This is a genomic window from Uliginosibacterium sangjuense (genome assembly GCF_059132465.1).
Map to the genome: position 1 here is coordinate 86,557 of NZ_CP101132.1, position 13,855 is coordinate 100,411.

15 protein-coding genes are annotated in these 13,855 nt (G+C 68.3%); 9 read left to right on the forward strand and 6 right to left on the reverse strand.

The features are described from left to right. Window positions 1–24: 24 nt before the first annotated feature. Window positions 25–1,158, reverse strand: coding sequence for a WD40/YVTN/BNR-like repeat-containing protein (locus tag NMB43_RS00390; RefSeq protein ID WP_494350171.1), 1,134 nt, complete (start codon window positions 1,156–1,158; stop codon window positions 25–27). Between the two features lie 152 nt (window positions 1,159–1,310). Between NMB43_RS00390 and NMB43_RS00395 the strand changes: the two genes are divergently transcribed. The 9 genes from NMB43_RS00395 (at window position 1,311) to NMB43_RS00435 (ending at window position 10,840) form a co-directional block, all read left to right on the forward strand. After that, complete coding sequence (locus tag NMB43_RS00395) at window positions 1,311–2,489, forward strand: pyridoxal phosphate-dependent aminotransferase (RefSeq protein WP_494350172.1); 1,179 nt, start codon at window positions 1,311–1,313, stop codon at window positions 2,487–2,489. A gap of 53 nt (window positions 2,490–2,542) precedes the next feature. After that, window positions 2,543–2,857 (forward strand): hypothetical protein, encoded by a 315-nt coding sequence (locus NMB43_RS00400; RefSeq protein ID WP_494350173.1) that lies wholly within the window; start codon window positions 2,543–2,545, stop codon window positions 2,855–2,857. After that, window positions 2,850–3,161, forward strand: coding sequence for a helix-turn-helix domain-containing protein (locus NMB43_RS00405; protein ID WP_494350174.1), 312 nt, complete (start codon window positions 2,850–2,852; stop codon window positions 3,159–3,161). Before NMB43_RS00400 ends, NMB43_RS00405 begins: the two co-directional genes overlap by 8 nt. A gap of 5 nt (window positions 3,162–3,166) precedes the next feature. Beyond that, window positions 3,167–4,012: a bifunctional hydroxymethylpyrimidine kinase/phosphomethylpyrimidine kinase gene (gene thiD / locus NMB43_RS00410; RefSeq protein ID WP_494350175.1), complete on the forward strand. Its 846-nt coding sequence runs from the start codon at window positions 3,167–3,169 to the stop codon at window positions 4,010–4,012. A 22-nt stretch (window positions 4,013–4,034) separates the two neighbouring features. Beyond that, complete coding sequence (locus NMB43_RS00415) at window positions 4,035–4,637, forward strand: hypothetical protein (RefSeq protein ID WP_494350176.1); 603 nt, start codon at window positions 4,035–4,037, stop codon at window positions 4,635–4,637. Window positions 4,638–4,875: 238 nt separating this feature from the next. Beyond that, a complete protein-coding gene (locus tag NMB43_RS00420) occupies window positions 4,876–8,214 on the forward strand; it encodes a DEAD/DEAH box helicase (RefSeq protein ID WP_494350177.1) in 3,339 nt (1,112 codons plus the stop codon). Further along, on the forward strand, window positions 8,211–8,879 hold the full coding sequence (locus NMB43_RS00425) for a TIGR01621 family pseudouridine synthase (RefSeq protein WP_494350178.1): 669 nt from the start codon (window positions 8,211–8,213) through the stop codon (window positions 8,877–8,879). The genes NMB43_RS00420 and NMB43_RS00425 overlap by 4 nt, the downstream gene beginning before the upstream one ends. Then, entirely contained in the window at window positions 8,876–9,859 is a 984-nt protein-coding gene (locus NMB43_RS00430; RefSeq protein ID WP_494350179.1) for a phospholipase A, read from the forward strand. The genes NMB43_RS00425 and NMB43_RS00430 overlap by 4 nt, the downstream gene beginning before the upstream one ends. A gap of 417 nt (window positions 9,860–10,276) precedes the next feature. After that, window positions 10,277–10,840, forward strand: coding sequence for a hypothetical protein (locus tag NMB43_RS00435; RefSeq protein WP_494350180.1), 564 nt, complete (start codon window positions 10,277–10,279; stop codon window positions 10,838–10,840). A 7-nt stretch (window positions 10,841–10,847) separates the two neighbouring features. Here NMB43_RS00435 and NMB43_RS00440 read toward each other — a convergent pair whose 3' ends face one another. The 5 genes from NMB43_RS00440 to ribH all read right to left on the reverse strand — a co-directional run bounded on the left by NMB43_RS00440 (window position 10,848) and on the right by ribH (window position 13,846). Then, entirely contained in the window at window positions 10,848–11,354 is a 507-nt protein-coding gene (locus NMB43_RS00440; protein ID WP_494350181.1) for a CinA family protein, read from the reverse strand. Then, on the reverse strand, window positions 11,351–11,863 hold the full coding sequence (locus NMB43_RS00445) for a phosphatidylglycerophosphatase A family protein (RefSeq protein ID WP_494350182.1): 513 nt from the start codon (window positions 11,861–11,863) through the stop codon (window positions 11,351–11,353). The genes NMB43_RS00440 and NMB43_RS00445 overlap by 4 nt, the downstream gene beginning before the upstream one ends. 19 nt (window positions 11,864–11,882) lie before the next feature. Then, the gene (gene thiL / locus NMB43_RS00450; RefSeq protein WP_494350183.1) at window positions 11,883–12,842 is read right to left on the reverse strand and encodes a thiamine-phosphate kinase; all 960 of its coding nucleotides are present in this window, start codon (window positions 12,840–12,842) and stop codon (window positions 11,883–11,885) included. A gap of 69 nt (window positions 12,843–12,911) precedes the next feature. Continuing rightward, a complete protein-coding gene (gene nusB / locus NMB43_RS00455; protein WP_494350184.1) occupies window positions 12,912–13,376 on the reverse strand; it encodes a transcription antitermination factor NusB in 465 nt (154 codons plus the stop codon). Continuing rightward, window positions 13,373–13,846 carry a 6,7-dimethyl-8-ribityllumazine synthase gene (gene ribH / locus NMB43_RS00460; RefSeq protein ID WP_494350185.1) on the reverse strand — a complete coding sequence of 158 codons (474 nt, stop codon included), beginning with the start codon at window positions 13,844–13,846 and terminating at the stop codon, window positions 13,373–13,375. Before ribH ends, nusB begins: the two co-directional genes overlap by 4 nt. Between the last annotated feature and the right edge of the window lie 9 nt (window positions 13,847–13,855).

The window sequence follows — 13,855 nt, forward strand, 5'->3', positions numbered from 1 at the left end:
TTTTGTTACGGCTTCTGAGTTTAACTAGGCGAACTGCACCGCTTCCACCGCGTAGATCTCCGGCAGGTGCGCCTTGAGGCAGCGCCAGTTCTCGCCTTCGTCCAGGCTGCCCCAGACCTCGCCGCCGGTGGTGCCGAAGTACACACCGGCCGGGGCTCCGGCATCGGCGGCCAGGGCCTGGCGCTTGACCGTGAACCAGGCCTGCTCGGCGGGCAAACCGCCATTGAGCCATTGCCAGCTCTCCCCGCCATCGCGTGAGCGCAGCAGGCCGGGGCGTCCCCCGGGCGAGACTCGCGGCCACACGGTGCCGGCGTCCATCGGGAAGGTCCATAGCGTGTCCGGGTCGCGTGGGTGCAGGGCCAGGGCGAGACCTACGTCGAAACGCTGCTGCGGGTCCGGCAGATTGGCCTGGGCGACCGTGGCGCCGATGTCCACCCAGGCAGCTTCCCCCTCGTCGTGGCGGAACAGGCCGCAGTGGTTCTGCTGGTACAGGCGCGTGGGCCGGGCCGGGTGCAGGCACACGCAGTGCGGGTCGTGGCCGTACTCGATCGGTTCGGGATAGAAGTCGGCGCGCACGCCCTGGTTCATCGGTCGCCAGTCGGCGCCGCCATCGCAGGACTCGAAGGTGCCGCCACTGGACATGGACAGGAACAGGTGCGCCGGGTCGCGCGGGTCGACCAGGATGGAGTGCAGCTTGGGACCGTCCGGCGTGCCGTCCTGGTCGCCACCGCACCAGGCCTTGCGCTGGGGATGCGCGTTGAAGCCGGCCACGCCCTCCCAGTTGCGCCCGCCATCGTCGCTGTGGAACAGGCCCTGCGGGCTGCTGCCGGCGTACCACTCGCCGGGCCGGTCCGCATGGCCGGGCTCCAGCCAGAACACGTGGTCGAGTACGCGTCCACCCGGCTCCTTGGCGAAGGCCGGGGGCGTGGCGGCTTCCTGCCAGGTGGCGCCGCGGTCGTCGGAACGGAACACGGTGGGCCCCAGGTGACCGGTGCTCGCCGCCACCAGCAGTGTGCGCCCGTCGCGCGGGTCGAGCCGTGCATGGTGGATCACGTTGCCGAGGAAATGTGGTCCGTCGACACGCCAGTCCTGTCTGGCAGGGTCGGCGTGCAGCATCCACAGTCCCTTGCGGGTGCACACCAGGAGAGATGTCGCCATGCAGCCTCCGTCGGTTGAGGTTCAGCTTCAGGATAGTCGCCCGACCGTGTTGCGTGCAGGGCCGTCCTGTTCGGCTGGCGCTTGATGCAGGGACAGGCCGCCACCGCACGACTCTGCGAAAATCACGGCATCGTCGCTTCCGGTCCATCGTCATGAAGCAAGCATCCACTCTACCCGCCGGCCCCATCGCACGGCGCGCGCGCGGCATCCCGCCCTTCCACGTCATGGAGTTGCTGGCGCGTGCCCAGCAACTGGAAGCCGAGGGGCGCGACATCATCCACATGGAGGTCGGCGAGCCGGACTTCCCGGTGGCCGAACCCGTCATCGCAGCCGGGCAGCGCTTCCTTGCCCAGGGCCGGGTCGGCTACACGCCAGCCGTGGGCACGCCGGCGCTGCGCGAGGCCATCGCGCAGCACTACGCGACGCGTTTCGGCGTCACCGTCGACCCGGCGCGCATCCTCGTCACGGCTGGCGCCTCGGGCGCACTGATGCTGGCGCTGGCGCTGCTGACCGAACCGGGTGATCGTTGGCTGCTGCCCGACCCCGGCTACCCCTGCAACCGCCAGTTCGTCAGCGCTTTCGAGGGCGTGGTCGACGCACTGCCGGTGCGCGCCGAACATGCCTTTCAGCCCACGGCGGCCGAGGTGGCGGCGGCCTGGGGGCCGCGCACGCGTGGCCTCATGATCGCCAGCCCGGCCAACCCGACCGGCACGCTGATCGCACCACAGACCCTGGCCGCCGTGCTCGATGTCGTGCAGCAGCGCCGCGGCGCCTGCCTTGTCGACGAGATCTACCAGGGCCTCACCTACGACCGTGCGCCGCAGACCGCGCTGGCCCTGGGCGATGACATGTTCATCATCAACAGCTTCTCCAAGTACTTCGGCATGACCGGCTGGCGCCTGGGCTGGCTGGTGGCGCCGCAGGGTTATGTACGCGAGCTGGAGAAGCTGGCGCAGCACTACACGATCTGCGCATCCTCGCTGTCCCAGGCGGCCGGGCTGGCGGCCTTCTCGCCCGAGGCCACCGCCCTCTTCGAAGCGCGTCGCAGCGAATTCGCGCGGCGCCGCGATGTGCTGCTCGGCGGCCTGCAGGCGCTGGGTTTCAAGGTGCCGGCACGACCCGAGGGCGCCTTCTACGTGTATGCCGACATCAGCGCGCTGGCCAACGACGCGCAGGCTTTCGCCCAGCGCTTGCTGGAAGAGGCTGGCGTGGCGGCCACGCCGGGCATCGACTTCGGCGAGCGCGAGCCGCAACGCTGGCTGCGCTTCGCCTACACCACCGACGTGGCGCGTATCGAGGAGGCGCTGGCGCGCATGCGGAAGATTCTCTGATTCCGGACAAGTACTGATTTGCGCAATATACGTCACTGACGTATATTCCTCACATGTACACCATCATCGAAACACCGAGTTTCGCGGCGGATGTGGACAAACTCTGGTCGCCAGAAGAGAGGCTGGAGTTCTTTACCTGGTTGGCTGGCAATCCTGAAGCGGGAGAGGTGATTCCCGGCAGCGGTGGTTGCCGCAAGGTCCGGTGGTCCAGGGCTGGGATGGGCAAGCGCGGAGGCGTGCGGGTGATTTACTTCACGCGCCTGCCGTCCGGTGAAATCTGGCTACTGGTGGCCTATGCCAAGGCAGTGCGCGGCAACATTCCCGCGCATTTGCTCAAGGCTGTGCGAGAGGAGTTGGAACATGGCTGATTCGAAGACCACAACCAGGAACGGCGTCATGACAGGTGAGGCACTGGGGCAGAAATTGCTCCAGTCCGTACGTGAGATGAAAGCGGGGCAGGCTGCCCGTGCGACTTCGATCGCACCAAACGAAGTCGCCGCCGCGCGGCAGAAGATGGGGCTCTCACAGGCCCAGTTCGCCAGCGCGCTACATATTTCACAACGCACTTTGCAGGAGTGGGAACAAGGCCGTCGCGCACCCTCGGGGGCTGCACAGGCATTGATTCGCATCGCACAGAAGCATCCTGAAGTCGTCATCGAGTCTCTCACCTGATTCAAATGGCATCTCACATCCCCAACGTCGTCTCCATCGCCGGCGTCGACCCCAGTGGCGGGGCAGGCGTACTGGCCGACATCAAGGCCTTCTCCGCGCTGGGCGCCTATGGCTGCGGCGTGATCGCCGCGCTGACGGCGCAGAACACCCAGGCCGTGACCGGCGTGCATACGCCGCCGATTGATTTCCTGCGCCTGCAGATCGACACCTTGTTCGCCGATGTGCGCATCGACGCGGTCAAGCTGGGCATGCTGGGCAGTGCCGACATCGTCGCCACCGTGGCCGACCGCCTGGCGCACTTCGACGCGCCGCGCGTCGTCACCGACCCGGTGATGGTGGCCAAGAGTGGCGACCACCTGTTGGCCAAGAATGCGATCGGCATGGTCCGCGAAGCCTTGCTGCCGCGTACCTTCGTGCTCACGCCCAACCTGCCCGAGGCCGGTGTGCTGCTGGAGCAGCGCGCGCCGGAAACGGTCAAGGAGATGTACCGCGCCGCCGAGCGCCTGCGCGAGATGCTGCCGCTGGCCTCCGAGCGCTGGGTGCTGCTCAAGGGCGGCCACCTGCCGGGCAGCGTGGTGGTGGACCTGCTGTTCGACGGCGACCGCATGATCGAGATGGAGTCGCCCCGCATCGAGACCAAGAACACGCATGGCACAGGCTGCTCGCTGTCCTCTGCCATCGCCGCCTTGCTGCCGCAGCGCGCCGGTGACTGGCGTGGTGTCGAGGCCGCCGTGCGTGACGCGCGTGAGTGGCTGCGCCGGGCGATTGCCGCCAGCGGGCAACTGGAGGTTGGCAAGGGGCACGGACCCGTCCATCATTTCCACCGCTGGTGGGGTTCGTCCGCCGGCTGATCGTCTTACCGGGAGCCCCGCCATGCTCACTCGTCGCCTGTTCCTGCTTGCCCTGTGCGGCTTGCTGTCCGCCTGCGCCTTGACGCCACGCGTCAGCAACACCTGGCGCGCCAGTGATTACGCCGGACCCACGCTGCGCAAGCTGATGGTCGTCGGCGTGGGCGTGGACGGCGCCTCGCGCCGCAGTTTCGAGGACGCCCTGGTGCAGGCCCTGCAGGCCAATGGCGTCGAGGCCGTCGCCAGCTACAGCCGCAACGTCGATCCGGTCGGCGGCCGCGAGGTCATCGAGAAGGCCGCGCTGGCCGCCGGCATGCAGGGCTTCGTCGAGACGCGCGTGCTGCGCGCCGGTTACGGCTCGTCCTACGGCAGCGGGCCGGTCATCATGCCCAGCGTGGGCGTGGGCTCCTACGGCAGCTATGCCGGTGCCTCCATCGTGTTCGGCGGCAGCGGCTACGGCCCCTACGAGGTCGGTGCCACGGTCGAGAGCAACCTGCTGGCGGTGCCCGGCGCGCGCATGCTGTGGTCGCTGACCGCCGACCAGTACTACGAGTCCGACCCACAGGCCGCCAATGCCGGCTTGGCCAAGCTGTTGGTGGAGCAGATGCGCAAGCAGGGCCTGATCTAGGAATCCGTCACAAAACGGCTCTGGCGTCGTTGCGCCTCCTTGCCGTACTACTTGTACTGTCAGCGTCGGCGCGCCTAGCCAGCGCCGTTTTCTGACGGATCCCGGGTTTGGGCGAGACCCCTCTCCTTGATGAGGCAGGGCTTGGGAAAGGGCACCGAACAGGCATCTTTGGTCACCCTCTCCCACCACCACCTGGCAGCGCGTACACTTGGCGGTTTGTCTGCCGCGTTCACGCTTCATGGCCCGCACGGAGTTCAAACCCGCCCTTCAGTATTCCCTCGCCGACGTGCAACGCTGGTGCGTGCCGAAGGAGATCGACAAGGCGCGTGCCTACGTCGACGCCGTCGACAACCTGGTCATCGAGCCGCTGAGCCTCAGCGCCAGCGTGCAGGGCACGGCGGCCCTGCCCTATCGCGTGGTCGTGAATTTCGAGCGCGACATGGCGCATCGCTGGGTACCCGACATGGTGTGCACCTGCCCGGTGGAGCTGGGCTGCAAGCACGCCACCGCCGTGCTGCTGGCCGCGCTGCGCGCACGCGAGGAGCCGGATCGCCTCAATCCGCAGGTGCTGCGCTGGGCCGAGGCCTTGCGTCAGCAGGGACAGGCCCAGGCCCAGGCCCAGGCGCCGCGCCCGGCCGCACGCGAACAACTGTTCTATCTGCTGCAGGCCGACGACAAGGGCGCTGGCCTGCACTTCCGCCTGCTCAAGGGCAAGCCCGATGGTGGCGGCCTGCCTGGCAACCGCAGCGAGAGCTGGTACGCGGTGGAGCGTGCCTTGCAGCAGCCCCCCGCCTTCCTCACCGAGGCCGACCTGGCGGCCTTGCGCATGCTGTGGCTGCAGCGCGGGCGCAGCCCGCATGGCTGGGAGATTGGTTTGTCCGCGCTGGCGCCGGCGGCCACCCTGGAGGCGGTGCTGGCCACCGGCCGCGCCTGCGTGGCGGCGGCCGGCGGCGGCTATCGCCCCTTGCTGCGCGGCGCGCGGCGCGAGGCAGAGCTGGCCTGGCACACCGGACCGGATGGCCGGGTGCAGGCGCGCCTGATGGCAGCGGGCCGCCCCCTCATGCTGATCGCCGGCAAACCGGCCTGGTATGCCGATCTGGCCAGTGGCGAGGTCGGCGAGCTGGGTAGCACGGTCGCCCTCGACGCTGTGCAGCAGGTGCTGGCCTTGCCGCCCCTGGGGGCCAAGGATGCGGCCCTGGTGGCGCAGACCCTGCAGAGCTATCTGCCCGCGGTGCCGCCACCGCCGGTGAATGCTGCCGCACAGTTGCGCGTGGTCGCCGGGCGGCCACAGCCGGTGTTGCGCGTGCACTCGGTACCGGTGTGGGGCATGCAGCGCTTCCGCGACTATCCGCAGCGCTATGACATGCATGCGCTGGACTTGGCGCGTGTCTTCTTCCGCTATGAGGACGTGCTGGTCGAATCCGACAGCCCACGCGAGCTGGTCGGTCTGCCCGGTGGCGAAACGGTGCGCCTGCGTCGCGATGCGGCGGCCGAGCGCCAGGCACTCGCCGGGCTGACTGCCTTTGGTTTCGAGCGCTTGCCGGCGCAGGGCGTGCAGTACCGCCATGCCGAGCCGCCCGGGCAGCAGTACGCGCTGGCTTCCGAGGCTGCGTGGGCCGACTTCGTCGGCGAGATCGTGCCGCGCCTGCGCGAGGCGGGTTGGCAGGTCGACATGCCGGCCGATTTCCGCCACTTGATCTACCAGGTCGAGGCCTGGGATGCGCAGATCGAGGAGGCCGAGCCAGGCTGGTTCGCGCTCGACATGGGCATCACCGTCGACGCCAAGCGGGTGCCGCTGGCGCCCTTGCTGCACGAGCTGTTCCAGCGCGACGAGCGGTGGCTGAACCTGGCGCGCCTGAACCGCATCGACGAGCAGGAGACGGTGGACCTGCCGCTGCCCACGGGCGGCCTGGTGCGCCTGCCGGCCGAGCGCCTGAAGCCGATCGCGCGCACCCTGATCGACCTGTTCGACCGCTTCAGTTCCAGCAACACCAGTCTGCGTGTCGCCGCGCTGGATGCCGGGCGGCTCAGTCAGTTTGCTGAGGACGCGCGCTGGCAGTTCCGTGGCCCCGAGGCGCTGCTGGCGCTGGCCACCCGCCTGCGCGAGGCTGGCGCGGTGCAGCCGGTCGAGGCCCCGACGGCGCTCGGCGTGGCCTTGCGCCCTTACCAGCTCGAAGGCCTGGCCTGGTTGCAGCACCTGCGCCAGCATGGCCTGGGCGGCATCCTGGCCGACGACATGGGCCTGGGCAAGACCGCGCAGACCCTGGCCCACCTGCTGCTGGAGAAGCAGGCCGGCCGCCTCGACCAGCCGGCCCTGGTGGTGCTGCCGACCTCGTTGGTGTTCAACTGGCAGCGCGAGGCGGCTCATATCGCGCCCGACCTGCGCGTGCTGCAGTTGCACGGGCTCACGCGCGCCAGCCGTTTTGCGCAGATTCCCGAGCATGACGTAGTGCTGACCACCTACCCGCTGGTGTGGCGCGACGAAGAGGCGCTGGCCCAGCATGCCTACAGCTTCCTGATCCTCGACGAGGCGCAGAACGTCAAGAACGCCACCACCAAGGCCGCGCTGGCGCTGCGCCGGCTGCGTTCGCGCCACCGTCTGTGCCTCACCGGCACGCCGCTGGAGAACCACCTGGGCGAGCTGTGGGCGCAGTTCGACCTGCTGCTGCCAGGTTTCCTGGGCGATGCGCGCGACTTCACGCGGCGCTGGCGCACACCCATCGAAAAGCAGGGTGACGGCCTGCGCCGCGAGCTGCTGGCGCGTCGGGTGAAGCCCTTCATCCTGCGTCGGCGCAAGGAAGAGGTGGCGCGCGAGCTGCCGCCCAAGACCGAGATCGTGCGCAGCGTGGAGCTGACCGGCGGCCAGCGCGACCTCTACGAGACGCTGCGCAGCGCGCTCGACAAGGAGCTGCGCGAGACCATCGCGGCGCGCGGCTTCGCACGCAGCCAGATCCTGATCCTCGATGCGCTGCTCAAGCTGCGCCAGATCTGCTGCGACCCACGCCTGCTCGACCTGCCGGCGGCGCGCGGGGTGAAGGAGCGCGCCAAGATCGAGCACTTGATGGACATGCTGCCCGAGCTGGTGGAGGAAGGCCGGCGCATCCTCGTCTTCTCGCAATTCACCAGCATGCTCAAGCTGATTGGCGAGGCGCTCGACGGCGCCGGCATCACCCATCTCACGCTGACCGGCGCCACGCGCGACCGCGAGGCCCCGGTGCGCGCCTTCCAGGAGGGCGCCGCGCCGGTGTTCCTGATCAGCCTGAAGGCGGGCGGCGTGGGGCTCAACCTCACCGCAGCCGACACCGTGATCCACGTGGACCCGTGGTGGAACCCAGCGGCCGAGGAACAGGCCACCGACCGCGCGCACCGTATCGGCCAGGACAAGGCGGTCTTCGTCTACAAGCTGATCGCCGCCGGCAGCATCGAGGAACGCATCCTCGCCCTGCAGGCCAAGAAGGCCCAGCTCGCCGATGCTGTGCTGGAGGGTGATGCGGCCGGTGAGCTCAAGTTCGACGAGGCCGAACTGGTCAGCCTGTTTGCCCCGCTGCCCGACGACGACGCGAAGGGCACGCGGTGAGTGTCGTACTCAGCGCCGAGCATCCCGACTTCATCGTCGCCGCCAAGCCGCCCGGCCTGAGCTTCCACCAGGACGGCGAGGCACCCGGCTTCGTCGCCCAGGTCAAGGCCGAGCTGGGGGAGCCCGGCTTGCACGCGGTGCACCGCCTGGACCGCATCACCGCGGGCCTCGTGCTGTTCGCCCGCCATGCCGATGCCGCGCGCGAGTTCGGGCGGATGTTCGAGGCCGGCGCGATCCGCAAGACCTACCTCGCCCTGTCCGACCGCAAGCCGGCGAAGAAGCAGGGCTGGGTCAAGGGCGCCATGCTCAAGGGGCGGGGCGGGGACTGGCGCCTCGCGCGCGAGGGCGGGCCCCTGGCCGTGACGCGTTTCGACAGCCTCAGCCTCGCCCCGGGGCTGCGCCTGTTCCGGCTGTATCCGCACACCGGCCGCACCCACCAGTTGCGGGTGGCGATGAAGAGCCTGTCGGCGCCCATCCTGGGCGATGTGCGCTATGGCGGTAGCCGCGCTGACCGTGGCTACCTGCACGCCTGGCGGTTAGACTTCGAATGGCAGGATGCAGCGCAGCATTTCACCCTGGCGCCTGACCACGGCAGCCTGTTCCAGGCCGAACCCTGCCGCCAGGCCTTGCACTTGATGCTCGACCGAGAGAAAGAACCATCATGAAAAAAGTCGCCGTCCTGGGCCTCACAGCGGGCCTGATGAGCACCAGCGCCATCGCCGTGGAGCAGGAGGTGCGCCAGCGCATCTGCATCATGGAGAAGATGACGCCCGAGAATGCCGGCCTGACCGTTGGCGAGATTCTCAAGCTCTGCGAGACGCCGCCCGAGCAGTCGCTGATCGTTGAGCGCGCCACGCTGGAGCAGGCCTCTTTCGACAACCCGTATTCGATCACCCCACACCGTCCCAACTACCTGTTGGCCGGTGTCATGAACAGCCATACGCCCAGCAGTCCGCCCTTCGAGATCGCCAACGATGGCAAAGGCAGCGCCAGCAAGGTTGAGGCCGAGTTCCAGATCAGTCTCAAGTTCCCCTTCGTGCGGGATATCTGGGACAACCCCGGCTGGCACTGGATGGCGGCCTACACCAACCGTTCCTTCTGGCAGGTCTACAACGGCGACTGGTCGCGCCCCTTCCGCGAGACCAACCACGAGCCGGAGACCTGGATCCAGTTCCCGCTCGATGCACGCGTCCCCGGCACCGACATGCAGGTGCGCGCCGGCATGGTGGGCTTCAACCACCAGTCCAACGGCCAGACCGGCGACTGGTCGCGTAGCTGGAACCGCATCGTCGGCACCATCGTTGCCGACAACGGGCGCTTTGCGCTGGGCTTCAAGCCCTGGTGGCGCATTCCCGAGGATGCTGGCAACGACGACAACCCGGACATCCTGCACTACATGGGCAACTTCGAGCTGCACGGCACCTATCGCTTCACCTCGCGCCACCAGCTCACCTTCATGTTGCGCAACAACCTCGAAGGGGAGAACAACCGTGGGGCCTACGAGCTGTCCTACGGCTTCCCGCTGCCCGGCACCGATGACCTGCGCATCTACCTCCAGGCCTTCCACGGCTATGGCAAGAGCCTGATCGACTACAAGCTCAAGCAGACATCGTTGGGCATTGGCCTGCAACTGGTCGACTGGTAAGCCACGCTGCGGCGCATGCTGCGCCGCACCCTAGCAAATTCGGCATTTGGCGGCGGCTTTCTCCGCAATAGCACAAAACCATCAAAAACGCTTGTCGCTATAGATGTGCCGCTCGTCGGCGCGCCCTGACGATCTCCTTGCAGGCGCGTCGGTGCTCAAGCTTTTGATTGTCCAGCGCAATCAACTTCCATACAGGACGCGGCCGGCGCCATGCAGGGCCAGGGCCGGCCGCGCCCCCCGTGGCCTGCGTTTGCGGCTTCCAGGGTGCTACTTAAGATGTACTTGTCTGTCCTAACGTCGCCGACAAACGGCGGAGGCAGAGGGCGACCAGCCCTGCTGGTCGTGCAGCACGTCCGACAAAAAATCGCTGTCGCCGGCCATGGCGCGGCTTGAGGATAAAGAGAGAGGCCGACCCACATGTTCAAATCCTTGCTGGTCTTTGTGCATCTGCTGGCTTTTGCCTGGGCCTTCGCGCCGATTGCGCGCGCCGACCTGATGATGTGGCGCAACCGCCACCATCCCTTGAGTCGTCAGCAACTGCGCACCATGGGCGACACCGAGCGTGACGCGGTCTTCGCCCTCGGCCTGCTGTGGGCCAGCGGCCTGGCCCTGGTGGGCCTGGGCTATGCCACCGACGGGGCGGCCTACCTCGCCAACGAGAAGTTGTGGGTCAAGTTCGCCGTGGTGATCGCCCTGACGCTCAATGGCCTGGCCCTGCACCTGAAGGTCTTCCCCCTGCTCAAGTGCGGCGTCGCCTTCGTCGCCCTGCCGCTGCGCGCGCGCCTGCTGGCTGCCGCGCTGGGCGCGGTGTCGGGCTGTTCCTGGATCTTCGCCGCCTACCTTGGGATCGCGCGCTACCTCAACCACAAGGCGCCCTTCGCCGAGGTCTTCGGGGCCTACCTGCTGGTTCTTGGCGGCGGGATTGTCGTCGCCCTGCTGAGCCAGTGGCGTCCGCTGCGCAGCGTGAGCTTCGCGCGCTGACCAGGCCTCAAGCTGCCCCGCACAGGGCGAGCAGGCCGCGCAGTGCGTGCAGGGTGGCTTGCTGACGCACGGCCAGTCGATCGCCGGCGAAGTGCAGGGTCTCCACCCGTGGGGCGTGGTTACGGCGCCCCCAGCCGAAGCACACGGTGCCGACCGGCTTGTCCGGGCTGCCGCCGGTGGGCCCGGCAATGCCCGAAATGGCCACCGCCAGTTCCACCGGACAGCGCGCCAGGGTACCGCCGACCATCTCCGCCACCGTCGCTTCGCTGACTGCGCCATGGCGGGCCAGCGTGTCGGCGGTCACGCCCAGCAACTCCATCTTGGCGGCATTGGAATAGGTCACGAAGCCGCGCTCGAACCAGGCGCTGGAGCCAGCCAGATCGGTCAGCGTCGCGGCTACCAGGCCGCCAGTGCAGGATTCCGCCGTGGCGAGCATCCAGCCGCGCGCCAGCATGGCGGCAGCCAGGTCCCGTGCCGTGGCCTCAAGCCCGGCGGCGCCCGGCGCGGCGCTCATGCGAAGACCTTCCAGGCGAGTGCCAGCAGTAGCAGGCTGAGGCCGGCGGCGACCAGGTCGTCCAGCATCACGCCGAAGGCATTCTTGTAGCGCTGTTCAAGCTGACGGATCGGTGGCGGCTTGGTGATGTCGAACAGGCGGAACAGTGCGACACCAGCGGCCTGCCAGACGAGGCTGGCCGGGCATAGCCACAGCACCAGCCAGACCGCGACGAACTCATCCCATACGATGCTGCCGTGATCCACCACGCCAAGCGCGCGGCCCGTGCGATCCACCGCGCGCAGGCCACAGCCCAGCGCCAGCAGCAGGAACAGACCGAAACCCCATTGACCCAGCCCGAGCTGGCTCATCGTCTGATGCAGCGGGTAGAACAGGGCCCAGGCCAGCAGCGAGCCGACGGTGCCGGGCGCCCAGGGCGAGAGGCCCGAGCCCAGGCCCAGCGACAGCAGGTGCGCCGGTTTGGAGAACATGAAGGAGAGTGGCGGGCGGGGGGCCTTGAGGTCAGCCATGGCGTGGATTCCGGGTCGGTCAGCCGAAGTGGTCCCAGGCGCGCGCGGCGAGCTGCTGCTGCGCGCCATCGCGGTACTGCAGCGCAAGCTGCCCGGCTTCGTCGGTGGTGCGTCCGATGCAGGACAGGGGCAGCCCGAGGCGGGTGCCCAGTTGCACGATCTCGGCATGCAGCCGGGTGGGCGCAGTAAACAGCAGTTCGTAGTCGTCGCCGCCGCTGAGCAGCGCCTCGCGTGCGAGGCGCTCGTCTCCGCAGGCCATGACGACTGGTGACAGCGGCAGGCGGGTGTCGATCAGCAGGGCGCCACAGGCCGAGGCATCGAGGATGTGCCCCAGATCGCCGAGCAAGCCGTCGGATACGTCGAGCATCGCGCTGGCGATGCCGCGCAGGGCCAGGCCCAGCTCGACACGTGGCTGCGGGCGGTGCAGCGCGCTGAGGCATTGCGTGCGCCAGTCGCCCTGGAGGGCGAGTGCGTCACGCAGATGACGCAGGCCCAGGTGGGCCAGGCCGGGCGCGCCAGAGACCCAGATATCCTCCCCGGCGCGGGCGCCGCCGCGTTTGATGGCGGCCCCCAGCGGAACTTCGCCCATGACCGTGGCGCACAGGTTCAGCGGGCCGCGCGTGGTGTCGCCGCCGATCCAGTCGACGTCGAAGTGCGCGCAGCAGGCGGCAAAGCCCTCCGCAAACGCGCCGACCCAGGCCTCGTCGGCTGCGGGCAGGGCCAGGGCGAGCAGCATCCAGCGCGGCTCTGCGCCCATGGCCGCCATGTCCGAGATGTTGACCGCCGCCGTCTTCCAGCCGATGTCGGCCGGGGCGGTGTCGGGAAAGAAGTGGGTGCCGGCGACCAGCATGTCGGTGGACACCACGATCTGGCGCCCGGGGCGCGGCGTGAGCAGCGCGCCATCATCCCCCACGCCCAGGTCGGTGTGGCGCGTGGGGCGCTGGAAGTGCTGCCGGATCAGATCGAATTCGCCAGGCATGGGAATTCAGGATGGAAGAGCGGGGACGGAGCGGTTAGCCGAGACTACGCTGTCCCCAGTCTTCGCGACTCAGTCCTTCTTTTTCTGCTTGGCGGCGTACTCGACCTCGGCTGCGCGCAGGCGCGGGGCGAGCTTGTCGAGTACGCCATTGACGAAGCGGTGGCCGTCGGCGCCGCCGAAGTCCTTGGTCAGCTCGATGGCTTCGTTGATGACCACGCGGTACGGGGTCTCCAGGCGATGGCTCAGCTCGTAGCAGCCGAGCAGCAGGATCGCGCGCTCGATCGGCGACAGCTCGCCCAGCGGGCGGTCCAGGTGGGGCGCGAATTCGGCTTCTAGTGCCTCGGCCTGCGCCACCACGCCGCGCAGCAGGGTCAGGGCCAGCGGTTTGTCGGCGCGCGCCCATTCCTCGTGGGACTCGAGGTTTTCCTCGACCATGGGCAGGCTGTTGCCGCTCATGCGCCATTCGTAGATGCCTTGCATGGCGACCTCGCGGGCGAGGTGGCGCGGCGATTTCTTGGTGTTGTCCTTGGTCATGACTTGATCTTTTTCAGCAGGTTGGCCATTTCGATGGCGCACAGGGCGCATTCCTGGCCCTTGATATGCATGCGGGCGATGGCCTGGTCGTCGTCCTCGGTGGTCAGCACGCCGTTGGCGATGGGTACGCCGGTGTCCAGGGTGACGCGGGTGATGCCGGCGGCCATTTCGTTGGAGACCACCTCGAAATGGTAGGTGTCGCCGCGGATCACCGCGCCCAGCGCGACCAGCGCGTCGTAGCGGCCGCTGCGGGCCAGGGTCTGCAGCGTGAGCGGCAGTTCCAGCGCGCCCGGCACGGTGGCGATCTGCATGTGCTCGGGGTTGACGCCGCAGCTCAGCAGTTCGGTGATGCAGCCGGACAGCAGGCCGTCGCCGATCTGCTGGTTGAAGCGGGCCAGGACGACGGCGACGCGCAGGCCGTTACCGTCATGGTTGGGGGTGATTTCGGGTACGTCTTCGAAGCGGGACATGGTTCTTTC

Excerpts from the sequence above, each read along its gene's own strand:
- NMB43_RS00390 (WP_494350171.1), bottom strand. The coding sequence starts at position 1,158 with ATGGCGACATCTCTCCTGGTGTGCACCCGCAAGGGACTGTGGATGCTG.
- NMB43_RS00395 (WP_494350172.1), top strand. The coding sequence starts at position 1,311 with ATGAAGCAAGCATCCACTCTACCCGCCGGCCCCATCGCACGGCGCGCG.
- NMB43_RS00400 (WP_494350173.1), top strand. The coding sequence starts at position 2,543 with ATGTACACCATCATCGAAACACCGAGTTTCGCGGCGGATGTGGACAAA.
- NMB43_RS00405 (WP_494350174.1), top strand. The coding sequence starts at position 2,850 with ATGGCTGATTCGAAGACCACAACCAGGAACGGCGTCATGACAGGTGAG.
- thiD (WP_494350175.1), top strand. The coding sequence starts at position 3,167 with ATGGCATCTCACATCCCCAACGTCGTCTCCATCGCCGGCGTCGACCCC.
- NMB43_RS00415 (WP_494350176.1), top strand. The coding sequence starts at position 4,035 with ATGCTCACTCGTCGCCTGTTCCTGCTTGCCCTGTGCGGCTTGCTGTCC.
- NMB43_RS00420 (WP_494350177.1), top strand. The coding sequence starts at position 4,876 with ATGGCCCGCACGGAGTTCAAACCCGCCCTTCAGTATTCCCTCGCCGAC.
- NMB43_RS00430 (WP_494350179.1), top strand. The coding sequence starts at position 8,876 with ATGAAAAAAGTCGCCGTCCTGGGCCTCACAGCGGGCCTGATGAGCACC.
- NMB43_RS00435 (WP_494350180.1), top strand. The coding sequence starts at position 10,277 with ATGTTCAAATCCTTGCTGGTCTTTGTGCATCTGCTGGCTTTTGCCTGG.
- NMB43_RS00440 (WP_494350181.1), bottom strand. The coding sequence starts at position 11,354 with ATGAGCGCCGCGCCGGGCGCCGCCGGGCTTGAGGCCACGGCACGGGAC.
- NMB43_RS00445 (WP_494350182.1), bottom strand. The coding sequence starts at position 11,863 with ATGGCTGACCTCAAGGCCCCCCGCCCGCCACTCTCCTTCATGTTCTCC.
- thiL (WP_494350183.1), bottom strand. The coding sequence starts at position 12,842 with ATGCCTGGCGAATTCGATCTGATCCGGCAGCACTTCCAGCGCCCCACG.
- nusB (WP_494350184.1), bottom strand. The coding sequence starts at position 13,376 with ATGACCAAGGACAACACCAAGAAATCGCCGCGCCACCTCGCCCGCGAG.
- ribH (WP_494350185.1), bottom strand. The coding sequence starts at position 13,846 with ATGTCCCGCTTCGAAGACGTACCCGAAATCACCCCCAACCATGACGGT.